General features: G+C 52.3%; 25 protein-coding genes, 1 pseudogene and 1 riboswitch. Of the genes and pseudogenes, 8 read left to right on the forward strand and 18 right to left on the reverse strand.

The window, feature by feature from the left end; translation table 11 throughout:
* Positions 1–9 precede the first annotated feature (9 nt).
* Together PEH01S_RS05525 and PEH01S_RS05530 are read left to right on the forward strand one after the other, a co-directional pair.
* The gene (locus PEH01S_RS05525; protein ID WP_127484217.1) at positions 10–2,097 is read left to right on the forward strand and encodes a carbon starvation CstA family protein; all 2,088 of its coding nucleotides are present in this window, start codon (positions 10–12) and stop codon (positions 2,095–2,097) included.
* Complete coding sequence (locus PEH01S_RS05530; protein WP_010493609.1) at positions 2,090–2,293, forward strand: YbdD/YjiX family protein; 204 nt, start codon at positions 2,090–2,092, stop codon at positions 2,291–2,293. Before PEH01S_RS05525 ends, PEH01S_RS05530 begins: the two co-directional genes overlap by 8 nt.
* 38 nt (positions 2,294–2,331) lie before the next feature.
* Here the strand turns inward: PEH01S_RS05530 and PEH01S_RS05535 are convergent, their stop codons facing one another.
* From PEH01S_RS05535 to PEH01S_RS35995, 3 genes are read right to left on the reverse strand one after another with little or no spacing between them, the layout of a single operon-like run.
* On the reverse strand, positions 2,332–3,423 hold the full coding sequence (locus PEH01S_RS05535) for a DUF4179 domain-containing protein (protein ID WP_025850141.1): 1,092 nt from the start codon (positions 3,421–3,423) through the stop codon (positions 2,332–2,334).
* A complete protein-coding gene (locus PEH01S_RS05540; protein ID WP_307720072.1) occupies positions 3,410–3,721 on the reverse strand; it encodes an RNA polymerase sigma factor in 312 nt (103 codons plus the stop codon). Before PEH01S_RS05540 ends, PEH01S_RS05535 begins: the two co-directional genes overlap by 14 nt.
* A complete protein-coding gene (locus PEH01S_RS35995) occupies positions 3,718–3,987 on the reverse strand; it encodes an RNA polymerase sigma factor (RefSeq protein ID WP_307720073.1) in 270 nt (89 codons plus the stop codon). Before PEH01S_RS35995 ends, PEH01S_RS05540 begins: the two co-directional genes overlap by 4 nt.
* Positions 3,988–4,283: 296 nt before the next feature.
* Here PEH01S_RS35995 and PEH01S_RS05545 point away from each other — a divergent pair, with 296 nt between their 5' ends.
* Together PEH01S_RS05545 and PEH01S_RS05550 are read left to right on the forward strand one after the other, a co-directional pair.
* Positions 4,284–4,889: a DUF1349 domain-containing protein gene (locus tag PEH01S_RS05545; protein ID WP_025850140.1), complete on the forward strand. Its 606-nt coding sequence runs from the start codon at positions 4,284–4,286 to the stop codon at positions 4,887–4,889.
* A 445-nt stretch (positions 4,890–5,334) separates the two neighbouring features.
* Positions 5,335–6,318 carry a cation diffusion facilitator family transporter gene (locus tag PEH01S_RS05550; protein ID WP_127484218.1) on the forward strand — a complete coding sequence of 328 codons (984 nt, stop codon included), beginning with the start codon at positions 5,335–5,337 and terminating at the stop codon, positions 6,316–6,318.
* A 91-nt stretch (positions 6,319–6,409) separates the two neighbouring features.
* On the opposite strand, the gene PEH01S_RS05555 is transcribed toward PEH01S_RS05550, so the two are convergent.
* Together PEH01S_RS05555 and PEH01S_RS05560 are read right to left on the reverse strand one after the other, a co-directional pair.
* Positions 6,410–7,543 carry a glycoside hydrolase family 88 protein gene (locus PEH01S_RS05555; RefSeq protein ID WP_127484219.1) on the reverse strand — a complete coding sequence of 378 codons (1,134 nt, stop codon included), beginning with the start codon at positions 7,541–7,543 and terminating at the stop codon, positions 6,410–6,412.
* A 59-nt stretch (positions 7,544–7,602) separates the two neighbouring features.
* Entirely contained in the window at positions 7,603–8,667 is a 1,065-nt protein-coding gene (locus PEH01S_RS05560) for a LacI family DNA-binding transcriptional regulator (protein WP_127484220.1), read from the reverse strand.
* Between the two features lie 248 nt (positions 8,668–8,915).
* Here PEH01S_RS05560 and PEH01S_RS05565 point away from each other — a divergent pair, with 248 nt between their 5' ends.
* Positions 8,916–9,317, forward strand: a complete 402-nt coding sequence (locus PEH01S_RS05565; RefSeq protein WP_025850136.1) for a LytTR family transcriptional regulator DNA-binding domain-containing protein — start codon at positions 8,916–8,918, stop codon at positions 9,315–9,317.
* A 4-nt stretch (positions 9,318–9,321) separates the two neighbouring features.
* On the opposite strand, the gene PEH01S_RS05570 is transcribed toward PEH01S_RS05565, so the two are convergent.
* The 7 genes from PEH01S_RS05570 to PEH01S_RS05595 form a co-directional block, all read right to left on the reverse strand.
* On the reverse strand, positions 9,322–9,663 hold the full coding sequence (locus PEH01S_RS05570) for a LytTR family DNA-binding domain-containing protein (protein ID WP_025850135.1): 342 nt from the start codon (positions 9,661–9,663) through the stop codon (positions 9,322–9,324).
* 18 nt (positions 9,664–9,681) lie between these two features.
* Positions 9,682–9,813, reverse strand: coding sequence for a hypothetical protein (locus PEH01S_RS35775; RefSeq protein ID WP_275452160.1), 132 nt, complete (start codon positions 9,811–9,813; stop codon positions 9,682–9,684).
* Positions 9,814–9,819: 6 nt separating this feature from the next.
* Positions 9,820–10,338: an accessory gene regulator ArgB-like protein gene (locus tag PEH01S_RS05575; protein WP_127484221.1), complete on the reverse strand. Its 519-nt coding sequence runs from the start codon at positions 10,336–10,338 to the stop codon at positions 9,820–9,822.
* On the reverse strand, positions 10,331–10,990 hold the full coding sequence (locus PEH01S_RS05580; protein WP_025850133.1) for a hypothetical protein: 660 nt from the start codon (positions 10,988–10,990) through the stop codon (positions 10,331–10,333). Before PEH01S_RS05580 ends, PEH01S_RS05575 begins: the two co-directional genes overlap by 8 nt.
* Before the next feature lie 183 nt (positions 10,991–11,173).
* A complete protein-coding gene (gene sdhB / locus PEH01S_RS05585; protein ID WP_127484222.1) occupies positions 11,174–11,941 on the reverse strand; it encodes a succinate dehydrogenase iron-sulfur subunit in 768 nt (255 codons plus the stop codon).
* 2 nt (positions 11,942–11,943) lie between these two features.
* Positions 11,944–13,704 (reverse strand): succinate dehydrogenase flavoprotein subunit, encoded by a 1,761-nt coding sequence (gene sdhA / locus PEH01S_RS05590; RefSeq protein ID WP_025850131.1) that lies wholly within the window; start codon positions 13,702–13,704, stop codon positions 11,944–11,946.
* A gap of 15 nt (positions 13,705–13,719) precedes the next feature.
* Complete coding sequence (locus PEH01S_RS05595) at positions 13,720–14,376, reverse strand: succinate dehydrogenase cytochrome b558 subunit (RefSeq protein ID WP_025850130.1); 657 nt, start codon at positions 14,374–14,376, stop codon at positions 13,720–13,722.
* A gap of 264 nt (positions 14,377–14,640) precedes the next feature.
* On the opposite strand from PEH01S_RS05595, the gene PEH01S_RS05600 reads away from it, so the two are divergent.
* Positions 14,641–15,549, forward strand: coding sequence for a LysR family transcriptional regulator (locus PEH01S_RS05600; RefSeq protein ID WP_025850129.1), 909 nt, complete (start codon positions 14,641–14,643; stop codon positions 15,547–15,549).
* An 18-nt stretch (positions 15,550–15,567) separates the two neighbouring features.
* Here the strand turns inward: PEH01S_RS05600 and PEH01S_RS05605 are convergent, their stop codons facing one another.
* The 3 genes from PEH01S_RS05605 to PEH01S_RS05615 are packed head-to-tail and all read right to left on the reverse strand — an operon-like array spanning position 15,568 to position 18,886.
* Complete coding sequence (locus PEH01S_RS05605; protein WP_025850128.1) at positions 15,568–16,803, reverse strand: cation:proton antiporter; 1,236 nt, start codon at positions 16,801–16,803, stop codon at positions 15,568–15,570.
* 54 nt (positions 16,804–16,857) lie between these two features.
* Entirely contained in the window at positions 16,858–17,520 is a 663-nt protein-coding gene (locus PEH01S_RS05610) for a potassium channel family protein (protein ID WP_025850127.1), read from the reverse strand.
* 13 nt (positions 17,521–17,533) lie between these two features.
* Entirely contained in the window at positions 17,534–18,886 is a 1,353-nt protein-coding gene (locus PEH01S_RS05615) for a TrkH family potassium uptake protein (RefSeq protein ID WP_025850126.1), read from the reverse strand.
* A gap of 67 nt (positions 18,887–18,953) precedes the next feature.
* Positions 18,954–19,098, reverse strand: a riboswitch (cyclic di-AMP (ydaO/yuaA leader).
* A gap of 1,453 nt (positions 19,099–20,551) precedes the next feature.
* On the opposite strand from PEH01S_RS05615, the pseudogene PEH01S_RS35345 reads away from it, so the two are divergent.
* Positions 20,552–20,797 (forward strand): annotated as a pseudogene (locus tag PEH01S_RS35345) (CPBP family intramembrane glutamic endopeptidase); the annotation flags it as partial.
* 130 nt (positions 20,798–20,927) lie between these two features.
* Here PEH01S_RS35345 and uvrC read toward each other — a convergent pair.
* Positions 20,928–22,997 (reverse strand): excinuclease ABC subunit UvrC, encoded by a 2,070-nt coding sequence (uvrC, locus tag PEH01S_RS05625; RefSeq protein WP_127484223.1) that lies wholly within the window; start codon positions 22,995–22,997, stop codon positions 20,928–20,930.
* 90 nt (positions 22,998–23,087) lie between these two features.
* Complete coding sequence (trxA, locus tag PEH01S_RS05630; RefSeq protein WP_025850123.1) at positions 23,088–23,405, reverse strand: thioredoxin; 318 nt, start codon at positions 23,403–23,405, stop codon at positions 23,088–23,090.
* 217 nt (positions 23,406–23,622) lie between these two features.
* Here trxA and PEH01S_RS05635 point away from each other — a divergent pair, with 217 nt between their 5' ends.
* Complete coding sequence (locus PEH01S_RS05635) at positions 23,623–23,772, forward strand: YqzM family protein (RefSeq protein WP_127484224.1); 150 nt, start codon at positions 23,623–23,625, stop codon at positions 23,770–23,772.
* 86 nt (positions 23,773–23,858) lie between these two features.
* Here PEH01S_RS05635 and PEH01S_RS05640 read toward each other — a convergent pair whose 3' ends face one another.
* Positions 23,859–24,758, reverse strand: coding sequence for an SDR family oxidoreductase (locus tag PEH01S_RS05640; RefSeq protein WP_127484225.1), 900 nt, complete (start codon positions 24,756–24,758; stop codon positions 23,859–23,861).
* Positions 24,759–25,002 lie beyond the last annotated feature (244 nt).

Raw genomic sequence — 25,002 nt, forward strand, 5'->3', positions numbered from 1 at the left:
GGAACCGCTATGGCTAAAAGCTTGAAATCCATCGGTTTATGGGGACTCGTATCGGTACTCGGCGCCTTCGGATTCGCGGCGATTGCGCTGAACCGCGGAGAATCGGTCAACGCGGTCTGGCTGATTGTCGCCGCCGTCTCGTGCTATGCCGTCGCTTACCGCTTCTACAGTAAATTTCTGGCCCGCAAAGTGCTCGGTTTGGACGACAACCGCAAGACGCCGGCCGAGATCAACAATGACGGCAAGGATTATGTGCCGACGAACAAATGGGTATTGTTCGGGCACCACTTCGCCGCCATCGCCGGCGCAGGGCCGCTCGTCGGTCCGGTGCTTGCGGCGCAGATGGGCTATTTGCCCGGTACGCTCTGGATTGTAATCGGCGTTATTCTCGGCGGAGCCGTGCAGGACTTCGTCATTTTGTTCGCCTCGACGAGACGGGGCGGCAAATCGCTCGGGGAGATGATCAAGGAAGAGATCGGCCCGACCGCCGGGGTCATCGCGATGATCGGCATTCTCGCCATTATGGTCATTCTGCTCGCCGTATTGGCGCTCGTTGTCGTCAAAGCGCTGATCGGCAGCCCTTGGGGGATGTTCACCATCGCAGCCACCATCCCCATCGCGGTTCTCATGGGAATTTACATGCGGTTTATTCGTCCCGGCCGGGTAGCCGAAGCTTCGCTGATCGGGCTGGTGCTGCTTCTGGGCTCTCTCGTAGGGGGCAAGTACGTAGCCGAAAGCCCGGTGCTTTCCGGCCTGTTTACGTTCAACGGCGAAACGATTGCGCTCATGCTGATCGCTTACGGCTTTATCGCTTCCGCGCTGCCGGTCTGGCTGCTGTTGGCCCCGCGCGATTACTTGAGCACGTTTCTGAAAATCGGCACCATCGTAGGATTGGCGCTCGGCATCCTGTTCGTCATGCCCGATCTCGCGATGCCGGCCACAACCAAGTTTATCGACGGCACGGGGCCGGTCTTCGCCGGCAATCTGTTCCCGTTCCTGTTCATTACGATTGCGTGCGGCGCCGTCTCCGGCTTCCATTCGCTGATTTCGTCCGGCACGACGCCGAAAATGCTGGAGCGGGAAACGCACGCCCGGCCGATCGGCTACGGCGCGATGCTGATGGAATCGTTCGTCGCCATCATGGCGCTGATCGCCGCCTGCGTCATTACGCCGGGCGCCTACTTCGCCATTAACTCCCCGGCTGCCGCCATCGGCACCGATGCGGTGAAAGCGGCGGCCACACTGACGTCATGGGGCTTTACGATCACGCCGGACGATCTGACGAATTTGGCCAAGGACGTCGGCGAATCCACGATTCTTTCGCGAACCGGCGGCGCGCCGACGTTCGCCATCGGCATGGCGCATATTTTGTCCGGGGTCATCGGCGGCAAGGCGCTGATGGCGTTCTGGTATCATTTTGCCATCTTGTTCGAAGCGTTGTTTATTCTCACGACGATCGACGCGGGAACCCGGGTAGGCCGGTTCATGATTCAAGAAATTCTCGGCAGCGTCGTCAAGCCGCTCGGCAATACCGAATCGACACTCGGCAACGTAGTCGCTACGGCGCTTTGCGTGGCCGGTTGGGGCTATTTCTTGTACCAAGGCGTCATTGATCCGCTTGGCGGCATCAACTCGCTTTGGGCGCTATTCGGTATCGCCAACCAAATGCTGGCGGGCATGGCGCTCATTCTCGGCTCGACCATCCTGCTGAAAATGGGCAAGAAGGCATACGCCTGGGTGACGCTGGTACCGACGGTCTGGCTGCTTACCATTACGATGACGGCCGGCTGGCAGAAGCTGTTTCACCCCGACGCCAAAATCGGGTTTCTGACCCACGCGCAGCAGTATCAGGACGCGATGAACGCCGGAAAGCTGCTGGCCCCGGCCAAAACAGCCGCGCAAATGCAGCAGATCATCACGAACGATTACGTGGATGCGATCCTATGCGGCTTGTTTATGATCATCGTACTGGCCGTGCTCCTCGTATCGATGCGGACATGGTACCGCGTGCTGAAGGGCCTGCCTGTCGGGCTGAGCGAAGCGCCTTACGTGGCGCGCGGCGCGGACGGCGTCCGGGAGGTGCCGAAGTATGTTTGAGGCGGTCAAGGACGTGCTCAAGTACCGCAGACAGTTCCTCGACTTGCTCGTCGGGGTGCCGAACTACGAGCGGTACGTCGAGCATCGGAAGGAATGCCATCCGGGCGAGCCGATCCAGACGCGGGAGGAGTTTTTCCGCGAGGCGCAGGAAGCCCGATACAACGCCAAAGGCGGCAAAGTTTCGCGCTGCTGCTGAGAGCCAAGGCCGATCCTCGTCGGGTCGGCCTTTTTAAATCATTTGCTCCCGTCTTCGGGATTCTCGGGCACCAGCATTGTAAATTCCAGTTCGGAGACATATTGTTTCTCCTGCCTAAACCTATCGAAGTACGGCTTGACCGTTATTGATTTCGGCCTGGTCCGGAAAGCCTCGTAAGTATAATCCGCTTTGTCATTTTCATAGTTGCCTCCTCCCCCGCCGAGCGATTTGGGAAAGTTCCCCTCATTGTCAACGATATCAAACCGCAAATCTTTCAAGAGATACTCATCCGCTAAGTTGACCGTGAGGCGGGTTGTGATAGGCGTCATTTCCAATTTGGCGGCTACTTTCAAGCTCTCGCCCTCATAGGTTTTCGTCTCTTCGGTTGTAAGAACCGTAGTTCCGGCCATTTTGACGACCGGCACTTTTAATTCAAACGGTTGTTTATACCCTCTTAACCCCATCTTGACCGTCAAATCGAATTGATCCGGAATATCCCCGGATAAATCTTGAATTTGCACAAGCACGGATTCCGAAGGTTCGGTAACCATATCCGTTCCCAAGCTAAGACTTCCATATTTTCCGGAAGGCAACCAAACCTGAATATTTTCAAAAGAACCCTTCTTCGCCGTATCATTCATGATTGAACGCAAATGATAGAGCGCGCCTTCGGTTCCCTCCGGGGCCGTTCTTGTTAACTCCAATGCAATTCGTATTCCGTCGTAAGACACCTTCGTAGTCGTTATGGTGAAGCCGTCATGGCTTGCACTTTCATTTACGGTTGTCGCAAGCCCTTCCTCTTCGGCCTTCTGAAGCCCAGAATCCCCTGCAAGCTTGAAAATGTTCCCCACGATCGGCAACTTATTCAATGCTTCGGCCATCGTCGGGGAGATCAGCACGGGACTCAGAATCAATAACCCAAGAATGGCTGCGGCGACGGCAATGACTAACCCTTTCCGAAGCAGCATCCGCTTTATGGTTGTTTCGCCGGGAAGCTTGTCCGCTTGCTTCTCCATTTGCCGGATCATCATGTACGTTTCGTCTAAACGTGAACGCATCGTTGCCGTGATGTGGTCGGGAAGCTTATTCCTGCATTCGATCAAGTTATTGTCCAACTCATTGCGCGCCACAGCTCATCTTCCTTTCCGGACTATTTCCTAGCCAAGACAATAACAGCTTTCTTGCCCGATGCAGGCGGGTCTTCACCGCTCCCGTCGATATACCGAGCACATCAGCCACTTCGGAGAGAGGGAGATCCTGAAAATAATGCAGGACAATGACGATTTGCAGGTTCTCTTCCAAATGGTCCACCATCTCCCGCAAATCGATATTTTCATACTCCGCCATACCCGAAGGACGGCTGGGAAGCTCGTCTCCCGTCATCAACAGCATCCGCTTCTTCAGCAGTTTATTGCACTCGTTAATCAAAATCCGATAGATCCACGTTTTGAAAAAAGCAGGATTTTTAACGTATGCAGAGATTTGTACGCTTTCAGTATCGCCTCTTGTACGACATCGGCACAATCCGCCTCCTGCTTGACAATCGCCCAGGCCATTCGATACAAGGGCAGCTCCAATTCCTTCATCAGATCGATGAATGCTTCGCTATCCCCTGCTTGCGCTTTAAGGACATCGTCTTCTTTCCAATCCACCAACACAGCCACCTTTCCATAAAAAACGATCCCTGTTGCCATTTTCTTCTCTCAGTTCAATTATTAGATCCTTCAAATACGGAAAAGGTTACAAAAAAATAGACCGTCCCCAAGGTAACGGTCTAATGTCATACCTTGTCTAAACAAATGGAGGAACAATATGAAATTACTGAACGACAGAATTAAAATTATTACTATTTTTTTGAGATTTGATAAAAAAGATAATCCTCTGTGGAACGTGTGAAAAGTGATCATCATGATATAATCGAAGCGGGAGTGGAAAGAGCACGTGTTGATGTATGGCAAACAGGCGCTTCTTAACAAGGAGGAACCAGCTAATGACTAAACGTATACTGAATTGGGAGCAAGGTAAATGGATCAACCAGCCTTTATCAGCTCGGCAAGAGGGCGATCATCTGAAGGTCGTACCGGAAAAGGGAAGGGATTTTTGGAAAAAGACTTTATACGATTTTGAATTTGAAGACGGTGCTGCCCTGTTAGCAGACTGGCAAACGGACAGCGCTGTAGAAGTGTCTTTTCTGTTGACTTCCTTCACAGAGCTGTATGATCAAGCCGGTATTTTGTTATATCACGAACCAGAGCAATGGATTAAAGCCGGAATTGAAATCAATGATGGAATTCCTCATCTGGCTGCAGTAGTAACGGATGGATATTCCGATTGGTCTTTGGCTGCTGTACCGGAATGGGAGGGAGAGGAGGTTACAATTCGTGCTTCCGTTATGAAGGATGCAGTGATTATTCGGGCACGCACCGGGAGGCACGGATGGCGAACCATTCGCGTCGCCCGTTTCCCATACCCTTCCGGCAATCTGGCTGGGCCCTTCACATGCTCACCGACTCGTGACGGTCTGGAGGTCACTTTTACCCGTTGGTCTTTCACCGAAGCGGATCAGGAGCTGCATATAGACCCGCCAATGGAATAATGAAGCTGAGCTTACCCGCAAAAAGAGTCCCTGACCGGTTCAATCGACCGGCTAGGACTCTTTTGATATTTAGCCCCCCTGCTCCATGGTTATCAAGGCTTTCCCGCCCCGAAACAAAAAAAGAGGCCCGCCAACAGGGCGAGCCTTCAAATGGTTTATATATTAAAAAGGGGGTCTTGCTTATTATATTACACCCCCAACATGTTAAATACGTAACAGGAATATTTCATTTATGTAACAAAATTGTAATCGTTTCCATTTTACGAAAACGATAATCGCTTTCACTCCACTGAGAAAAGTTATCAAAAAAGTGATAAAACTTCTCAAAAACGAAGAATAAGCCCATAAAATCAGTGATAAACGATCTCAATTAAAGTATTTGCCAAAATTCAGAACTTGACGTATAATCCGTTACATACAGCAGCTCGAAAGGACGGTGTTACCCATGCAAGATGATCATTACGATTTCCATCATCTTCATCATGTCAAAGAACAAAGCCGGTCCAAGAAGACGCTCTGGGTTACGCTCATTTTGACCACCTTCTTTACGATCGTCGAAATTATCGGGGGCTTGATGTCGAACTCGCTGGCCCTTCTCTCCGATTCGGCTCATATGATCTCCGACGTTATCGCTCTGGGCCTCAGCATGATTGCCATCTATTTGGCTACCCGGCCGCCGAATGCGCGGTTTACGTTCGGCTATCTGCGCTTCGAAATCATCGCCTCCTTCCTGAATGGGCTGGCGTTGGCCATTATCGCCGCAGGCATCTTCATCGAAGGCATCCGCAGGTTCATTACGCCGGAAGAAATCGACCTGAAGCTGATGCTGATCATCGCGTCCATCGGTCTCGTCGTCAACCTTGTGCTCACCCTTGTGCTCAGCCGCAGCATGAAGGAAGAAGAGAACCTGAACGTCCAAAGCGCCCTATGGCACTTTATCGGCGATTTGCTCAGCTCGATCGGAGTTATTGTCTCGGCCGTCATCATTTATTTTACCGGCTTGAAATGGTTCGACCCGCTTATCAGTATGGTCATCGGCGGCATTATTTTTACCGGCGGCGCTAAAATCATCAAAGAATCGTACCTCATTCTTATGGAATCGGTACCCAGCCGCTACGACTTGGACGAGATCCGCCAGTCGATCCGGGATGTTGAAGGGGTCGAGGATGTGCACGAAATGCACCTGTGGGCCGTATCGACCGACCACTACTCGCTGACAGCCCACGTGTTTATCGACGACAAGATTCAACCGTTTTGCATCATTCTCGCCATCAATGAGACGCTCAAGGAAAAATACGGCATCGAGCATTCGACTATCCAAACGGAGCATGTCAACATCCATCCGCACGGCGAGTACGGCAAACAATTTTTGCGTCATAAACATAAACAAGCGGAGAAGGGCCCGGTCATGAGGCCATTGCAAAATTGACACGGCGAACCTCCCGCTTTCATGCAAATTCAAAAAACTCCCTTACGCCATCCTATGCGGATCGGATCGTAAGGGAGTTTTCCCATTCATTCTAGCTTCTTTCGTACCAGTAGCCCGTGATGCCTTTTTCCATCCGAAGCAGCGCTTCAAGATAGTAATAATCGCCCCAAATCATATAATCGTCCGGCGCCGCCCCGCCGCGTACGCTGTACGAGCCGTGCTCCAGCAGTCCTTCCGCATCCGGCTGTCCGATCGTGGAGTAATTCCCGACCAGCGATTTCATCGAGCGGTGCAGCCCGTCCTCCAGGAAGGTCCGGTCGGCATCCTCGGCGTCCAAATGAGACAGCAGCTCAATAAGTCCGGCCGACGCGATCGCAGATGCGGAGCTGTCGCGTTTCGTCTCCGGGGTAACCGGCGCATCGAAGTCCCAGTAGGCCACGTCGTCTTCCGGCAGCCGCTCCAGGAAATAACGCGCCATACGGCGTGACGTTTCGAGATACAGCGGATTTTTCGTATACCGGTAAGACAAGGCGAACCCGTAAATGCCCCAAGCCTGCCCCCGGGTCCATGTGGAGCCGTCCTGGTAGCCTTGATGCGTCCCCCCGCGAAGCGATTCGCCCGTCTCTTGGTCGAAGTAAAACGTATGGTAAGACGAGTCGTCCCCGCGGACCAAGAAGCGCCGTGATTTGTCGGCATGCGTCACCGCTACGTCCAAGTACTCCTTCTTCCCCGTCTGCTCGTAAGCCCAGTACAGCAAGGGCAGGTTCATCATGCAGTCGATGATGATGCGTCCGCCGTTCTCCGGATCGCCTTCCGGCCCCCACGCTTGGATGTAACGGCCTTTCGGTCGCCAACGCCGCATCATCACATCGGCTGCTTCCAGCGCCAGCTGCTTGGCAGCCGGGTCCCGCTCGATAATCCACTGCGCTTTGGCCGAAAGCGAGTACAAGAACCCGATATCGTGATGGTCCAGCACCCGATGGGCTTCGAGCCGTTTCTTGAAGCTCTCGACGGTTCGCACGGCCGCTTCGCGGAACGCCTCGTCCTTGGTATGTTCATAGCAAAGCCACAGCATCCCGGACCAGAACCCTTCCGTCCAATCGCAATTGTCGTTTAAGATATATTTTCCGTTCTCGCTGACATGAGGAAACAAGCCGCCAAATTTACCGATGTTGGCTTTTGTTTTTTGAACCGCGTCTTCAATCGCCTTTTGCCATAAACTCATGAGGATCAAGCTCCTTTTCTGGTTGTCGTCTATGTAAGGCCCGGAGGCCGATGCCGCCGTCAGACGGACTGTGTGGACATCCGCGGGACAAGCTGCATCGGAACGCGAACCTCGTGCGCATCGGTAATCTCGACACGATCGGAATTTCCATCGATCCGCACCATCGTATCGATCTCCCCGAGCTGCTCCAGCATTAACCGGATGGCCAGCCGGGCCTGCTTGTCGTAAGGAATGTTCATCGTCGTCATCGACGGATAGCAGACAGATGTGAACGGATCGTTGTTGACCCCGACAATCTGCACGTCCTGCGGAACCTTGTACCCATGACGCAGCACGGCAAACATGAACGCCAACGCCACATTGTCGTCGAATCCCATAACCCCGATCGGCCGCACCCCGTCCGAAAAAGCGAGAACCTGTTCCACCGCTTCATCCATCGTAATCCCGTCATCCATCTCCACGATCGCGGAAGGAATCGATTCCGGAAGCCGGTCCAGCCCATTGCGGAAGCCGATACGGCGCTGGCGGTCCGTTCCAAGCGATTTTGCTTTCGCTAAGTAAACCATCTTCCGGCTGCCTTGCTCGTACAAATGCCGCACAATCGCATCGCAGCCCTCAAGAAAATCAAGATTGACCGCGCCGGCCGCGATGTCGCTCGGCCATCCCCATGCGTTAAACAGGACCAACGGGGTGCCATCCGACACGATCTGTCTGGTGGCTTCCTGAGACATAGCCAACCCGTGACAAAACAACCCGTCTACCCTGCGCTGCAGCAGCACGTCCAAGTGGCGCTTCTCGATCTCCGGATCGAAGCCCGCCGCCGAAAATACCGACAGATGATACCCGTACTGATGAGCGGTACGCTGCATCTCTTCGGCAAAACGCCCGTAATACCCGCCGAAGCTTGGCACAAGCATCCCGAGCTCGTAAGACTTTTTGCTGCTGAGGCTGGCTGCCATCACGTTGCGGCGGTAGCCGAGAAGCTCTGCCGCCGCTTCCACCTTCCGAATCGTCTCGGCCGACATCGGCACATTCCGTCGATTCAGCACATTCGACACCGTAGCAATCGATACGCCGGCAGCCTCTGCCAGATCCACGATCGTGATTTGGCGCTTTTTGCTCATAACCGGCACTCCAATTCTTTAACATAATTTAAACGTTTAAATTTATGTCTATTTTACATTCTAGCCTGCCTGTTCGTCAACGGAATTTTATAGATAGCTTTGGGTTATTTTGTCAATAGATGATTTAAATTTTAAACCAATGTAAAAAAATTACTAAATTCGTGTTATCATTTCTAGTAACAATTCCATAGCTAACCATAATTTAGGAGATTATTTTTTGTTAAAAAGTACACAAAAGGAGAGCCTCCATGAAATCGCCCATGTCGGTTATTCAAACTTTGCCAACGGGAGAAAGCAGACTCGCCGTTATCGATCTCCAAAGCGATGTTCTTTATACCGAAAAGGATAAGTCCGGAAGGCTTATTTTCCATACTTTGCACGGAGAATACCGGGCTATCGCGGATTTGGACGATCTGGAAAATCATATTGAAGATTTCTGGCAGCTTGACGGCTCCAATGTCGTGAACATGTCGAAGGTCAAAGGGGTAGGTCGCCATTTGAAGGCCTACTTTGACGATTTCCCGACAGAGCAGAGCAAGTTCGCTTCCATCAGCTGGATGTTCATGCATCTGCTGCAGGACCTCGTGCATCAGCGTATCAATCATAACCGGTGTCAATCGCTCCCCGGAGCGCTGCCGAAAAAAGACTAGCCTTTCAAGGTTGGTCTTTTTTCTTTTCCAAATGCTTTAACACTTTTTTCATATTGGGCTCGGAAACGGGAGCGTATTTCGTGTTGTCCGTCGTTTCCTCCTCAAAATAAACCGCCTTACGTACGGCATGGTAACCTTCGATCCGGTCCATTCTTACGCTATAAGATCGATCCACCTTATCGAACGACAAATCTTGATACGCTTTGCTCAGCTGGTCGAGCGTCGTCGGAACGATATATCGTTCAGTGCGGGTATGTACGCTGATGACATTATTATGAGTGGTGAAAAAAATGATCTCATCGTCGTCAAGTTCGTAACCCGAACCGTCCTCCCGAAGCACTCGCATTGTAAATCCAACTCCAAACTAATCCTTATTTTTGTCCATCAATTCTTTCGGGACCTTGGGACTGAAAGCAAATGGCTTTAGAGTAATGAAAAAAAATGCTGCACAAGCTGACAATACTAGAGAAGCTCCTTGTGCAAATCGTTTTTTCATGTGAACTCACCTCCTTGCCTCAGGGATAACTGTCAAGCTTTGAACCAGAAAGATTACCGAAAGAATTGACGAGCAAAGTATAAAATTGGAGCAAACAATAACAACAGAAAACCATTTTAAAAAGGGGCGGATGCTCTTTTTGATTTTGGTCTCCCCATCGATGTGAGGAGCAAAGAAAAGAAGCAGCAAAATCGAAACAAAAGTAGCCACAAAGATCCAGTTTGCACTTAACTCCGGAAGATGAGGTATTGCAGAACATACTAGAATTGATGTCGCTATACATCCGAAGCTGGACTTTAAATGTATACCGCCAGAAAAAAATCTCAACAGAGCAAATGAAAATAAAGTTATAGCGGTTTCGCTGAATTCGTCACTAATAAATCCAATCATTAATGACGTGCTAACGATTATTACAGTATTTATTACAATAGATAAAGCATATTCCATTACTTCGATGCTGGCCGTCTTTTCAGGATTCGCATTTTTTATCCAAGTCGCGATTGAGTTTGCAGGCCCGTTATTCATCGCTACGATCCTTTTTATATGATAAATATAAAATGAAGTACATGATCAACGTTAAAATCAAAGACAAATAAATCAGCTGTATGCTTTTGTTTAACAGAAAAGAATAGAAAATAGCCGCTAACCCGAAAAAACCTAAAACATTTAAACTAAGAAGCGAGATATTGATTTTGTTCATTTTAACAAGTCCAAATGGCGAGTGTGGAACAAAGTCAAAACCTTTTCGCTTTGTTTTGATCCAAAATCCTAGTGACCAGGCGGTAAAGGCCGTAATCACTTGAAGCACGTAGGTTCCATACTCGTTTAAAAAGGGGGCCCTTGCATCAAAAAAACCAATGTGCTTCATGAGGAGATAATACAGCATTTGCAATAAAACATATGAAAGATAGGTGGTACTCGTCATAATGCCTGCATAAAACGCGTTAACTCTAAAAAGAAGCCAGACAAACATAAACATTAATATAATTTGAATGATAATGTCGATAGAAGAAAAATCATACTTAATTCGTATCGTATACGAAATAAACGACGCTACCGCACTCGCAAATACAATCGAAACCGGGTACATATCGAACTTGAACAAACGGAACATCAAATAATACATCGCCATTGTTTCCATTATCGAAAAGACCATAAACAATATAAAATCGACCAATGCAACCGCGCTCCCACAATTGCTATCTCAACATATTTTCCTGATTATGCCTTGTATTAATATACTTCCCTTTACAAATTTCGACAAGTGCATAATTTGGAAATGATGATCTAAACTGCCTATTCCCGAACAAAAAAATCTCCCCTGCTAACGCAGCAAGGGAGACTTTTATTACGGGTATGATTACATGCTAAGCCATTTCTTGAACAAATGCTTCGTCGTATCGAGGTTCATCGCCGCGATCGACGTGGTGAGCGGGATGCCTTTCGGACAGGAACGCACGCAGTTCTGCGAGTTGCCGCAGCCTTCGATGCCGCCGTCTTCCATCAAAGCTTCCAGACGCTCGTGAGCGTTCATCTCGCCTGTCGGGTGCGCGTTAAACAAGCGCACTTGCGAGACGGCTGCCGGACCGATAAACGTCGTTTTATCGTTCACGTTCGGGCAGGACTCAAGACATACGCCGCAGGTCATGCATTTGGACAGCTCATAGGCCCATTGACGCTTGGACTCCGCCATCCGCGGTCCCGGACCGAGGTCGTACGTACCGTCGATCGGAATCCATGCTTTAACCTTCTTCAGAGCGGCAAACATGCGCTCACGATTGATCACCAGGTCGCGCACGACCGGGAATGTCGTCATCGGCGCGATGCGGATCGGCTGCTCCAGCTTGTCGACAAGCGCGGAGCAAGCTTGCCGCGGCTTGCCGTTGATGACCATCGAGCAGGCGCCGCAGACTTCCTCCAGGCAGTTCGATTCCCAGCAGACCGGTGTCGTTTTATTGCCGCTCGCGTTCACCGGGTTCCGCTGAATTTCCATTAACGCGCTGATCACGTTCATATTCGGACGGTAAGGAACTTCAAATTCTTCCGTGTACGGTTTGCTTTCCGGCGACTCCTGACGCGTAACGATGAACTTGACCTTTCTGTTCGCTGCTGCAGTTGCTTCGGCCATGATTAATGACCTCCCTTCTTCTTGTCGGTCGTGTAGTCACGCTTTCTCGGTTCGATCAGCGATACGTCCACGTCTTCCCAATCGATTTGCGGACCGTCCGGCGTCCACTTGGCCTTCGTCGTTTTCAGGAACTTCTCATCGTTACGATCCGGGAACTCCGGCTTGTAGTGCGCGCCACGGCTTTCGTCGCGGAGCAGAGCGCCGAGCGTCATCGCGTGGGACAGCTCAAGCATGTTCCACAGCTGGCGGGTGAAGGCCACGCCCGGGTTGTTGAAACGGGCCGAGTCGTTGATGTTGATATTTTTATAGCGCTGCTTCAGCTCGTTGATTTTGTCGAGCGTTTGTTGGAGCTGCTTGTTGTAGCGCACGACGGTCATGTTGTTCGTCATCCACTCGCCCAGCTCTTTGTGCAGCACGTAAGCATTCTCGGTGCCGTCCATTTTCAAGATGCTCTCGTATTTGTCCGTATGCTGCTTTTTGTAGCGGTCGTACACTGTCGACGAAACGTCTTCGGCATGCTTATCCAAGCCTTTGATATATTCAATGGCCTTCGGACCGGTGATCATACCGCCGTAGATCGCGGAAAGCAGCGAGTTCGCACCCAGACGGTTGGCGCCATGGTACTGATACTCGCACTCGCCACAGGCGAACAGTCCCGGAATATTCGTCATTTGGTTATAGTCGACCCACATGCCGCCCATCGAGTAGTGTACGGCAGGGAAAATCTTCATCGGAATTTTGCGCGGATCGTCGCCCATGAATTTCTCATAGATCTCGATGATCCCGCCGAGCTTGACGTCAAGCTCCTTCGGATCTTTGTGCGACAGGTCGAGATACACCATGTTCTCGCCGTTCACGCCGAGCTTCATGTCAACGCAGACATGGAAAATTTCCCGTGTCGCGATATCGCGCGGTACCAGGTTTCCGTAAGCCGGATATTTTTCTTCAAGGAAGTACCACGGCTTGCCGTCTTTATAGGTCCATACGCGACCGCCTTCGCCCCGTGCGGATTCGGACATGAGACGAAGCTTGTCGTCGCCCGGAATCGCCGTCGGGTGAATCTGAATGAACTCGCCGTTCGCGTAATAAACGCCTTGTTGATATACCGCACTGGCCGCCGTACCCGTATTGATAACCGAGTTCGTCGTTTTACCGAAAATAATCCCCGGGCCGCCTGTCGCCAAAATAACCGCATCGGCCTTGAAGGTATTGACTTCCATGCTGCGCAGGTCTTGTCCGGCAATCCCGCGGCATACGCCGTCATCATCCAATACAGCGCCCAAGAATTCCCAGTGCTCGTATTTCTTCACGAGACCGGCTGTTTCCCAGCGGCGCACCTGCTCGTCGAGAGCGTACAGCAGCTGTTGGCCTGTCGTCGCGCCGGCAAACGCCGTGCGGTGATGCTTCGTTCCCCCGAAACGGCGGAAGTCAAGAAGTCCTTCCGGCGTACGGTTGAACATAACGCCCATCCGGTCCATCAAGTGAATGATGCCTGGCGCCGCTTCGCACATAGCTTTAACCGGCGGCTGGTTGGCCAAGAAGTCTCCGCCGTATACCGTATCGTCAAAGTGCTCCCACGGGGAGTCGCCTTCCCCTTTCGTATTCACCGCTCCATTGATGCCGCCCTGCGCGCACACGGAGTGGGAACGTTTAACCGGCACCAAGGAGAACAGGTCGACGTGAACTCCGGCCTCTGCCGCTTTGATGGTGGCCATCAAACCAGCCAAGCCTCCACCGACTACGATGATTTTTGAATTCGCCATGATCGTCCCTCCCCCTTAACCTTTCACCATTTTCGGCAGCTGACTGAAATCTGGATTCATAAATGCCGTCAAGGACAGAATAAACATGATGGACATCACCACGAATACGCCCATCCATACGTAAGTCGAAACTCGCTGCGCGCGCGGCCCCACGGTAATTCCCCAACTGACGAGGAAAGACCACATGCCGTTGCTGAAGTGGAACACGGCCGCAACGATGCCAATACAGTACATAATGAAGTAAACGGTGTTGGTAGCGATGTCATGCATATGAACGCCAATCGCCGCTTGCTCTACGTTGCCGAGCGTAATCTGGAAGCGAGTCTGGAAGAAGTGAAACGCTACGAACAAGAACGTAATGACACCCGTAACGCGCTGCAGGAAAAACATTTGGTTGCGGAAATAGCCGTAGTTGGACACGTTGTTGCGCGCCGTATAAGCCACATACAACCCGTAGATGGCGTGATAGGCGAGCGGAATCCAAATGCCGACGATTTCCAGCAGCAGCACGAGCGGCAGTTCATGCAGCCAGAACACCTGATCCAAAAAAGCCGCATGTCCGCCGCTGAACGCCTTGTAGTTCGTCAGCAGGTGCTCGATCAGGAAGAAGCCGACCGGAATGACACCAAGCAATGAATGCAGCTTCCGTGAAAAGTAAGAATTTTTAAACATTGAAACTCGTTCCCCCCTCAAATTAAGGCTTGTCACCGCTTCGTCAAAACCATTTACCATTGTACTCCCGCATACTGGGAGCGTCAACAAAAAACGCTACGCCTATTTTCCATGTTTCGACAAGCTTTTATACCGTTTGCGGCAAAAAATGTGAACAAGAAGTGACACATTCCATACTACTCCTGAATCGCTTATAATGGAAGTGCCGATTTTTTATATACACTTATAACTTATTAACATATAAGAAAAGGACGGATACCCGCCATGGAGCTTATCGACGTATTTGCCACTGTCGTCGAGCAGCAGAGCTTGAATAAAGCCTCGCAGCTGCTCAACGTCTCCCAGCCCGCGCTGTCGCGCAAAATTATGCGGCTGGAGGAGGATCTCGGCATCCAGCTCTTCGTCCGCAAGGGCAAGCGGCTGGAGCTGACCCGCGCCGGGGAAGTATGCTACGAGTTCGCCCTCGAGCAAAAGCGGCTGGAGCGCCGGCTGCACGAGAAGCTGCAGGCGTTCAAAACAAACGTCAAGCCCGCCAGCATCGTCATCGGAGCAAGCCTGACGACGCTCCAGTCGACACTGCCCGACCTGATTACGATCTATACCCGCGAATACCCGAATACGGACATCAAGGCCGTTACCGGCAAAACGCACGAGATCGTGCCGCTCATCAAAGAAAAACGCGTGGACATCGGCCTCGTCGCCTCCATGATCGAAGATCCGTCCATCGTCTGCGTGCCCTTATTCGACGATCCGCTCTGTCTGGTGCTGCCCGAAGGGCATCCGTTCGCCGACAAGGAGGAACTGTCCATTCAAGATCTGCATGAGCTGCCGATGATCCTCTTTTCCCGGGGCACATGGTACCGCGTCTTGATGGATGAGATGTTTCACCGCTGCGGGGTTCACCCCGACGTCAAAATGGAAATCGACTCGTTCGAAGCGATTACCCGGCTCGTATCCACCTGCAAAACGGCAACGCTCTTGCCCGAATCGTATTTGCGGCGCAACTTGATCGAAGACAACGAGCTGACCGTACGCTTCATCCCCGAGCTGGAGCAAACAAAAAGAACGACGTCTCTCCTGTTCACGGAAGAAGCCGTTCTTGAACCGTCCATCCGCCGCTTCATCGATCAAGCGGTCCGGCATTACCATACGGCGGACGAATATACATTATAAGAACCGGGAGACGAAGCGTCAGGTCTCTCCTTCCGCCTTTTCCTCTAATCCGAGCCTTCGGGCGATATACGCCGTCGTTCCGGCCTGCAGCAGGATGGTCAGCAATACGGCAAGAAACGTGACCGACGCGATCACGTCCGCATACTTCACGCCCATCCCGACGACCATCCCCGACAGCGCCGCCGGGATCACTCCCGTTTCACGCACCCAGAACATGAATAAAATTTCGTTGCGCTTCCATCCGGCCTTGCGGTCCGGAAGCGCCGACGCCAGCACCGTCAACGGGCGGGCGATCAGCATAAATACGGCGATGACGGCAAGGCTCGGCCACAAGTGATCGAGGATGACCCGGAAATTCACTTGGCTGCCCAGCATAATAAAGATGAGCATCCGCATCACAACCGTTATATTTTCGGTAAAATGAGCCATTTCATGCAGCTTATCGTCCAGTTCCAGCTTGAACAGCTCGTGATTGCCCCAGATGAGTCCGGCCACGAAAGTCGCCATAAAGCCGCTGACGTGCAGCACGTCGCCAAGCCAATACGCGCCAAGCGCCGTGACGATCAAGGCGATGGTCGCATAATCCCGCAGCCATCCGAGCTTGAAGTGTGCCGTGACAAAGACCAGAACGAGTCCGACGAGCACGCCCACGACAATGCCCCCCACGGCCGTCTGCACAAACTCGATTACGCCAGTGCCAAGCGACAAGGCATGTCCGCCTGTAATAGCCCCAAGCACCGAGAAGGTCAGAATCGAGCCGGTCGCATCATTGAAGGCGGACTCGCTTTCGACCGTTTCCCGAACCTTGGGACGAATGCGCACCTGCTTGAAAACGGGGATGAGCGTCGCCGGGTCGGTCGAAGAGATGATCGCGCCGAGCAGCACCGCGTACATCATCGGAAGGCCAAGCAGCCAGTGTGCGGCAAAAGCAACGACGGCGCAGGTGATCAGAACCCCGGGTACGCTGAGCAGCGATACGGTGATCCATACTTTGCGTAGCCCCGACAACTTGATATTCCGGCCGCCGTCGAACAGGATAAGCGCCGATCCCGTCGTCAAAATGAACTGGTTCATGAACGAGCTGCTCGGCTCGTTGACCAAATGCAGCCCTTGGCCCACGACGACGCCGGCGATCAAAAAAAGAGCGACGTCCGGCAGCTTCAGCCAGCTCGCTACTTTTCCGAAAATCATACCGATAAGGAGGATAAAAATAATAAGAAAAAGTACGTGTTCGATCATAACGCTATTTTCCATATGTGCCTTTTCGCCTCCCGAAAAATCGGCCCTGCTGACGATCACCGCCCTCTGCTAACGGATAACCTCGTTCTCGAACGTCTCGATCTGCTCGTTCGTTCCGATAACGACCATAACATCGCGCTCTTCCACCATGTCTTCAGCCGTCGGAGCGATGATGACGCCGTTCTTCTTGTTGATCGCCACGACGCTGCAGCCGTACCGCGCTCTCGGATCGAGCTCCTTCAACGAACGGCCGTTCAAGCTGCGTGGCACCGCGAGCTCCGCAATCGTGTAATCTTTAGACAGCTCGATGTAGTCGAGCAGATTGGGCGATACGAGCTGGTGCGCCACGCGGATGCCCATATCCCGCTCGGGGTATATGACCCGGTCTACCCCGATCTTTTGCAGCACTTTGCCGTGCAGCTCGGACAGCGCCTTGGCCACCACCATGCCTACACCGCAGTCTTTTAACAAAATCGCCGTTAAAATACTCGCTTGAATGTCATCGCCGATGGAAACGACAACGCAATCGAAATTCCGGATGCCGAGCGAGCGGATCACCTCTTCGTCGGTAGCGTCCGCCACCACGACGTGCGTCAGCTCGTCGCTCATCTCCTCCACGGCTTCTTCATCCTTGTCGATGCCCAACACCTCATAACCGAGCTTGATCAGTTCCTTCGCGAGGCTGGAACCGAAGCGGCCGAGGCCGATGACTGCATACTGACTACGTTTCATTCGCTAGCTTCCCCTATCCGATCGTAATTTTTCCTTCCGGGTATCGGTACAATTCTTTTTCCGCTTTCGGCCCAAGCGCATAAGCGAGCGTAAGCGGTCCGAGACGGCCGGCAAACATGGTGAGAGAAATCATGATTTTGCCAAAATAAGAAAGCTCCGGCGTAACGCCCATCGTTAATCCGACCGTGCCGAAGGCGGAAGTCACCTCGAACAGCAATTTCAGGAACGATTGGCTCTCCGTCGTGGTGAGCAGCATCGTGACGAATATGACCAGAAACAAGGCGATCATCGTAAGCGTAATCGCTTTTAGAATCCGGTCCTTGCCGAGCCGGTAATGGAACAGCACGATATCTTCCTTCCCGCGGATCATCGCGATCATTGCGCCGATCAGCGTCGTGAACGTTGTCGTCTTAATCCCGCCGCCCGTCGACCCCGGAGACGCCCCGATAAACATCAGGATGATGATAAAAAATTGCGACGCCTGGCGCATCGCCCCGATATCGAGGGAGTTTGCCCCGGCTGTCCGCGGCGAAACGGATTGAAAGAACGAAGCGAGAATTTTGCCGGACCAGTTCAGGGAGCCCAGCGTCCTCTGATTCGTAAACTCGAAAACAAAGATGACGATCGCCCCGACCACGATCAGAACGCCTGTGGCCGACAACACGACCTTGGAATGCAGGGATAACCGCTTATGCTTCTTGTAATCAACGACATCAGAGATGACAACGAAGCCTATGCCGCCCAATATGATCAAGCTCATCGAAACGATATTCACGATCCAATCGTCCGCATACGTTGTCAGACTCGTGAACGGGGCGACAACGGAGCCGAATAAGTCGAACCCGGCGTTATTAAAGAATGAGATCGCATGGAATATGCCGAAATAAATGCCTCTGGCTATGCCCAAATCGAACGACCAGCGAATGGAGAAAATGACCGCTGCGGCGAATTCGATCGTAAGCGAATAGACAATAACGCGCCGGATCAGCCGGACGATCCCTTCCATGCTCCCTTGGTTCATCGCTTCCTGCAAGATGAGCCGTTCCTTCAGCGATATGCGCTTTCTGAGCACGAAAGCAAACAGCGTCGCCATGGTCATAAAGCCGAGGCCCCCAACCTGGATCAGGGATATGATGACAATTTGTCCGAACATGGAATAATGGGTCCCCGTGTCCACAACGACCAATCCGGTTACGCAAGTGGCGGACGTGGCTGTAAACAACGCGTCCAGAAAGAGCGTAGGTTGTCCGCTTGCCGAGGAGATCGGCAAGGAGAGCAAGGTAGCTCCGAGCAGAATGATCGCCGCAAAGCCGATGACTAAAATTTGCGGCGGCGTCAGCTCGATTTTTTTGGCGATGGATTTCATCTTACACCTCTGTTAACAGGTTTCAGGCAACAAAAAAGACACTGGAAACCCTAGTGTCGTGTTTAAAGGTTCCTGCAAAGAAAGCCTACGAGGTTAGCTGACGGATTCGGGTTTACAGGCACCCTATCTACAAGCCCGCCAAGGACTTGCGGAATTCACCCCTAAAATCATGGTTCCCCCGTTTTCGTAAAGAAATTCGGCTTTTTATTCAATTGATATGAATTGAATTATAATCCCGTTTGCACGGAAGTACAAAGCTGTTTTTGACGGAAATGGCACGAGAATCATAACCTTTGGTCAGATGTAAGCGTTCTTACACCTATGTCGCTTCGCTTTTCGCGTTTTTCCCCTGACATGCTCGCGATATCGATGGATTTCCCCGGAGCATGTATGCTAATTTAGAAGAATATACTGTTACTATTCCGGATCCGATAAGGAGCTCTTATGCTGAAACGATTATATTCCGCAACTCCCCTTCCGCTGCTTGCCGTCGTCGGATTGCTGCTGTACTTTGGCGTCATGATCGTCTCGCCTTTTTTTCAGGATGCGGAGCGGGCGGACCCAGCTCCAACCAACAACCCGGAAGTGTCCAAGCAGCAAGCCGCCACGGCGGCGGCCGACTTTGCGCGCAGCAGGTTCAAGCTGTCCCCGGAGTCTCAGACGAACGTGCTGTATCAAGCGTACACAACGATTAGCGGCTATCTGCAAAAAGAACACCTGTACGACGAATACATGAAGCGCTACGGCGGCAAATTTCCGCTGGAGTATTACGAGGTCGAGATCAATGACAAGCGGAACGGATCCACTTATTATCTCGCCGTCAATTACAAAACGCTGCAAATCCTCGGCTGGGAGCGCAGTAAATCTCCGCTCGCGAAAAGCGATACGGTAAGCTCGTCCCAAGCCGATGCCGTCCGATTGGCGGAGCAAGCCATCCGGGAGATGGGCTACGCACCGGAGCAGTTTACGTTATCCGGCACAACGGACAAGGACCGCAGCGGAGCTCTCGTCTACGTGAGCAAAACGGAACGAATTGGCGAGGCGAAGCTGGAGCTGCGGCTCAGCGTGTCCGAAGGCCAGGTGGTATCGTTTAAACCGGCGTTTCCCGCTCCGGACAGCTTTATCTTCTGGCAGCAGGCCCAAGACGAGCGGTCGGCCCTGATGACAAGAATCAGTATGGCGGCGTCTCTGATGATGACGTTTGCCGCTCTGATTGTCATCATCCGTTATTGGAGGGAAGTCCGCTTCGGACGCGGCGCGGTGCTGACGATGCTGTTTTTGGCGATCTACCTGACGAACAACTTCAATATGCTGCCGGCCTTCCGCACGATGCACGGAAGCGGCCCCTCAGAACCGGAGGCCGCTATCTATTTGATCATTATGAATATTTTCATCACGCTGATGGCCGTCTCGACTTACCTGTCCTTCCTGGCCGGACGGCAGCTTTGGCTGAACCGGGGCTGGAATGCGTGGCCGGTATGGCGCGATCCGCAATTCGGAAGCGAGACGAGAACGGCTATGGTACGCGGCTACTTGATCTGCCTGTTCATTCTTGGCGTGCAGCAAGTGATGCTCTTTATCGCCTCGGAAGCGTTCGACGTATGGGCAGTTAGCGAACCGGCGGACTCTATTTACAACATGCGCGTACCGGGTTTATTTCCATTAATGGCTTGGGCTGCCGCCATTTCGGAGGAAGCCGTCTACCGGCTGCTCGGGATTGCGCTTGTGCTCAGACTGACCCGCAGCCGGGTGCTGGCCGTACTCTTGCCCAGTGTCATCTGGGCCATGAGCCATACGCAGTACCCGATCTATCCTGTGTACACGCGGCTGATCGAGGTGACGGTGCTCGGCCTTATCTTCGGATGGGCGTTTTTGAGATACGGCTTCCTGACCGCCCTGTTCGCCCACGCCGCTATGGACAGCATTCTGATGGGACTATCGCTTATGTATTCGGGAGAACCGCTGCAGATTGCCCTCGGAGCGCTTTATCTCCTTGTTCCCGCAGCGGTCGGCTGGATCCTTGCGTGGCTTCACAGCCGGTTTAATCGGCGTCCGCCTGCTGTATCTCTTCCTGGCGCTCCTCCGCTTCCGGAGACGAATCCGGATTCCGGCCGTTTAACGCCGACAAAATTTGGCCCGCCAGCTTCTCACCGATCCCCAGAGGCTTGAAGTCTGCGACTTCGGCCTCTTTTATTTTTTTGAGCGAGCCGAAATGCTTCAGCAGCGCCTTGCGCCGCTTCTCCCCAATTCCCGGAATCGCATCGAGCTGCGAGACGGTCATCGACTTGGCGCGGGTTTCCCGGTGGAAGGTGATCGCGAAGCGGTGCACCTCGTCCTGAATGCGCTGGAGCAGATAAAACTCCTGGCTGTCGCGCGGCACCGGGACCACTTCGGCCGGATCGCCGATCAGCAGCTGGGCGGTTTTATGCTTCGCGTCTTTGACCAATCCGCAGACGGGAATATAGAGCCCGAGCTCGTTCTCCAGGACGTCGATCGCTGCGGACATGTGGCCCCGCCCGCCGTCGATGACGATCAGGTCGGGCATTTGCAGTCCTTCCTTGAGCACCCGCTCGTAGCGGCGGCGCACCACTTCCCGCATCGTTTCGTAATCGTCCGGACCTTGAACGGTTCGGATTTTGTACTTTCGATACTCCTTGCGGTCCGGCTTGCCGTTCGTAAATACGACCATCGCGGATACGGGGTCCGACCCTTGGATATTCGAGTTGTCGAACGCCTCGATCCGGTGCACCGTTCCGATGCCAAGCCATTGTCCCAAATTCTCAACCGCTTTGACCGTCCGGTCCGCGTCGCGCTCGATCAGACGGAATTTTTCTTCCAGCGCTACCCGGGCGTTGTCACATGCCATGTCGACCATATTTTTCTTGAGCCCGCGCCGCGGAATATGCACTTTGACCTTGAGCCAGCTTTCCAGCGCTTCCTTCACATCGGCCTTGGACCCCGATCCCGCCGGATCGTCCGCTTCCGCCGGATCATCGCCGTGCTCCGAATCGTCGTCTGCGGAATACGTCGTTCCGGCTTCGGCCACCAACCCCGCTTGTGCCGCCCTGTCTTCCATCGCCGATGCCTCGACGGCGGCTGCCGCTTCCAAGCTTGGAGCAATCTGCCGCCCTTCCGTCCATGCCGGGAGGAACACTTCCTTCGGCAGCGCCGGGTTCTCGCTGTAATATTGCGTTACGAACGTCAGGAAATCGTCATAGGCTTCGCCGTAATAGGGAAAAGACGACGCATGACGCTCGATCAGCTTGCCTTGACGCATATAGAGGATCTGCACGCACATCCAGCCCTTGTCCACGGCGAAGCCGAATACGTCGCGATCCACGGTGTCCGTCGTCGTGATCTTCTGCTTTTCCATCACCGTATCGATATGCTGAATCTGGTCCCGCAGCTCCTTCGCCCGTTCGAAGTTCAGCTCTTCCGCCGCTTCGTGCATTTTGCGGGTAAGCTCCTGCTTGATCTCGTTATGCCCGCCGCCAAGAAACCGGCTGATTTCATGAACCATCTTGTCGTACGTCTCCTGCTCGACCTCGTACTCACAGGGCGCGATGCACTGTCCAAGATGATAGTACAGGCATACGCGGTCCGGCAGCGTCTTGCATTTGCGGAGCGGGTACAGCCGGTCCAGCAGCTTCTTCGTCGCGCCCGCGGCGTACGGGTTCGGATAAGGACCGAAATATTTGGCCTTATCCTTCAGTACCCGGCGCGTCACTTCCAGCCGGGGATGCTTTTCGTTCGTAATTTTGATGTATGGAAACGACTTGTCGTCCTTCAGCAGAACGTTGTATCGCGGATAATATTTTTTGATCAGATTGCACTCCAGAATGAGCGCTTCCATGTTATTGGCCGTCACGATATACTCGAAATCGACGATATCGTTTACGAGCAGCTGCGTCTTGATCGTATGGCTCCCGGTAAAATAAGACCGCAGCCGGTTGCGCAGCACCTTGGCTTTGCCGACGTAGATGATCGTGCCTTCCCGGTTCTTCATCAAGTAGCAGCCGGGCTGCTCCGGGACGAGCGACAGCTTGTTCTTGATCGCTTCCAATATTTTTTTCCGGTCCTGGCGATCCGGTTCCCCTGCATATTCCGTCAACGAATATCTCCCCTTTCCCAACGGCAAAAAGCTCTTTTTCCAGCATAGCAGAAAAAGAGCTTTTTCTCACGTGATCCGCAGGCTGCCAAATTATTGATGGCGGCTCAATACGTTTTTCAGCGCATCTTTGGACTGGAAGCCGACGACTTTATCGACCGGCTGGCCGTCTTTGAACACGATCAGCGTCGGAATGCTCATTACGCCGAAACGGGAAGCGGACTCCGGGTTGTCGTCCACGTTCACTTTCGCGATTTTCACGCTATCGCCGATTTCTTTATCCAGCTCCTCCAGAACGGGAGCGATCATTTTGCAAGGTCCACACCAAGGAGCCCAAAAGTCTACGAGAACCGTACCGGATCCTTCTACTTCAGTTGAGAAAGATTGGTCAGACACATTAACGATAGCCATGATTCAATTTCTCCTTTTGCGGAAATAATGTCAACATGTAAAGTATACCACAATAAGAGCCTTTTTCAACCGAGCCAAAGTTTGCACAATTGTCACTTTACATCCTTTACAATGGAAGGCGATTTTGGGTATACTAGCCGTATATGAGTATCGCTAAGCTGCCTAAGCTGTGCCATCCGGCGGCTATGCCCGGCACAACCCTAAGGAGGAACCTTGCATGAACGACTCGACAAGAAATCCCGAACTGCACGTGTACGAAGAACAACGGAATGACTTTATCGACGTTGCCACGGGCTTCGGCGTTTTCTTCGCCATCCTGCTCGTGATCGGCGTCATCGCGACAGCGGCTTCGCTTATGATGAAGTAATGGCTCGGCCGATGCGAAAAGCCTCTGCTTGATCTCCGTTTCCGGAGGGCGGCAGAGGCTTTTTTGTGCATCAAACCCAAGGATACTTACTTTTCAGTAACTCCATACCCTTCCGGTGCGGGAATCCCCTTTTCAGCCGATCGACTTACACCTTCCCAATCTTCCCATGTTGTTATGCGTTCTTTATAGGCTTTCCTAGCCAAGTCGTAGACCATACTTCCTAAGATAAGTCTTAAGGGAGGATTCTCGCTTTCCACTACCTTCATGAGAGCCTCACCCGCTAAGACGGGATCGCTATCTATTGAGCCTTCCGCATACTGTTTGGCCAATTCTTCCCTAAGGGATGCATAGGCATCTAATGGACTGCTATAGCGCATCGTTGTATACAAATCTGTCCAGTATCCGCCTGGTTCTACGATCGTGAGTTTTACCCCAAAGTGGGCAGCTTCTTGTGCCAAAGCTTCACTCAACCCCTCAAGTGCAAATTTACTTGCACTGTATAGGCCCGACATTGGACCTGAGATCAATCCTCCAATGCTGGAAATTTGGATCAAGTGCCCCGACCTCTGTTGACGCAGATAAGGAAATACCGCCTGACAGACCCAAAGAGCGCCGAAAAAATTGGTTTCCATCAAGTCTCTTGCATCGGTTTCGCTCAATTCTTCGACCATGCCTAAAGTCATAATACCTGCGTTATTCACGACAATATCAAGATGCCCAACATGTTCTACTGCCACTCTAACCGTTGCGAAAACAGCTTCCCGATCCCTTATATCGAGATTCAAAAACAGCAATGCGTCTTGATATTGCTCTTTCAGCTTTTCTAATTGACCAATGGTTCTAGCGACAGCGACAACTTGATCCCCTGCTTCTAAAGCGGCACTGGCGTAAGCATAACCAAGCCCCTTGCTCGCCCCTGTAATAAACCAGACACGCCTTTTTCCAGTATTACGATCCAAAAACTTATCGGAATTTTGTGTTGTCATGGAGAATCCCCCTATAAAAAAATAAAAACACAGACAAATTCTCTGCCTGTGCACCGTAATCGAATATGAATTTACCATATGAGTTCAAGTAATGTAGTAACGCAAAAGAAGCTTCTCCAGAAAAATATCGGAGATACCCGCTATGCTTACACTTTATATGAACAAGACGGCATATGGACAGACTCATCCCGATTACTCTGCTGACCGGCAGAGTTGAACGAAAGCACAAATGAATGCAAGATGC

Origin of the sequence: Paenibacillus ehimensis NBRC 15659, from assembly GCF_004000785.1 — a bacterium.
Classification (GTDB): Bacteria; Bacillota; Bacilli; order Paenibacillales; family NBRC-103111; genus Paenibacillus_G; species Paenibacillus_G ehimensis.

What these genes read in the sequence shown, in the direction of transcription:
- PEH01S_RS05525 (WP_127484217.1), top strand. Translation starts at nt 10, where the DNA reads ATGGCTAAAAGCTTGAAATCCATCGGTTTATGGGGACTCGTATCGGTA.
- PEH01S_RS05530 (WP_010493609.1), top strand. Translation starts at nt 2,090, where the DNA reads ATGTTTGAGGCGGTCAAGGACGTGCTCAAGTACCGCAGACAGTTCCTC.
- PEH01S_RS35995 (WP_307720073.1), bottom strand. Translation starts at nt 3,987, where the DNA reads ATGGCAACAGGGATCGTTTTTTATGGAAAGGTGGCTGTGTTGGTGGAT.
- PEH01S_RS05545 (WP_025850140.1), top strand. Translation starts at nt 4,284, where the DNA reads ATGACTAAACGTATACTGAATTGGGAGCAAGGTAAATGGATCAACCAG.
- PEH01S_RS05550 (WP_127484218.1), top strand. Translation starts at nt 5,335, where the DNA reads ATGCAAGATGATCATTACGATTTCCATCATCTTCATCATGTCAAAGAA.
- PEH01S_RS05555 (WP_127484219.1), bottom strand. Translation starts at nt 7,543, where the DNA reads ATGAGTTTATGGCAAAAGGCGATTGAAGACGCGGTTCAAAAAACAAAA.
- PEH01S_RS05560 (WP_127484220.1), bottom strand. Translation starts at nt 8,667, where the DNA reads ATGAGCAAAAAGCGCCAAATCACGATCGTGGATCTGGCAGAGGCTGCC.
- PEH01S_RS05565 (WP_025850136.1), top strand. Translation starts at nt 8,916, where the DNA reads ATGAAATCGCCCATGTCGGTTATTCAAACTTTGCCAACGGGAGAAAGC.
- PEH01S_RS05570 (WP_025850135.1), bottom strand. Translation starts at nt 9,663, where the DNA reads ATGCGAGTGCTTCGGGAGGACGGTTCGGGTTACGAACTTGACGACGAT.
- PEH01S_RS35775 (WP_275452160.1), bottom strand. Translation starts at nt 9,813, where the DNA reads ATGAAAAAACGATTTGCACAAGGAGCTTCTCTAGTATTGTCAGCTTGT.
- PEH01S_RS05575 (WP_127484221.1), bottom strand. Translation starts at nt 10,338, where the DNA reads ATGAATAACGGGCCTGCAAACTCAATCGCGACTTGGATAAAAAATGCG.
- sdhB (WP_127484222.1), bottom strand. Translation starts at nt 11,941, where the DNA reads ATGGCCGAAGCAACTGCAGCAGCGAACAGAAAGGTCAAGTTCATCGTT.
- sdhA (WP_025850131.1), bottom strand. Translation starts at nt 13,704, where the DNA reads ATGGCGAATTCAAAAATCATCGTAGTCGGTGGAGGCTTGGCTGGTTTG.
- PEH01S_RS05595 (WP_025850130.1), bottom strand. Translation starts at nt 14,376, where the DNA reads ATGTTTAAAAATTCTTACTTTTCACGGAAGCTGCATTCATTGCTTGGT.
- PEH01S_RS05600 (WP_025850129.1), top strand. Translation starts at nt 14,641, where the DNA reads ATGGAGCTTATCGACGTATTTGCCACTGTCGTCGAGCAGCAGAGCTTG.
- PEH01S_RS05605 (WP_025850128.1), bottom strand. Translation starts at nt 16,803, where the DNA reads ATGGAAAATAGCGTTATGATCGAACACGTACTTTTTCTTATTATTTTT.
- PEH01S_RS05610 (WP_025850127.1), bottom strand. Translation starts at nt 17,520, where the DNA reads ATGAAACGTAGTCAGTATGCAGTCATCGGCCTCGGCCGCTTCGGTTCC.
- PEH01S_RS05615 (WP_025850126.1), bottom strand. Translation starts at nt 18,886, where the DNA reads ATGAAATCCATCGCCAAAAAAATCGAGCTGACGCCGCCGCAAATTTTA.
- trxA (WP_025850123.1), bottom strand. Translation starts at nt 23,405, where the DNA reads ATGGCTATCGTTAATGTGTCTGACCAATCTTTCTCAACTGAAGTAGAA.
- PEH01S_RS05635 (WP_127484224.1), top strand. Translation starts at nt 23,623, where the DNA reads ATGAACGACTCGACAAGAAATCCCGAACTGCACGTGTACGAAGAACAA.
- PEH01S_RS05640 (WP_127484225.1), bottom strand. Translation starts at nt 24,758, where the DNA reads ATGACAACACAAAATTCCGATAAGTTTTTGGATCGTAATACTGGAAAA.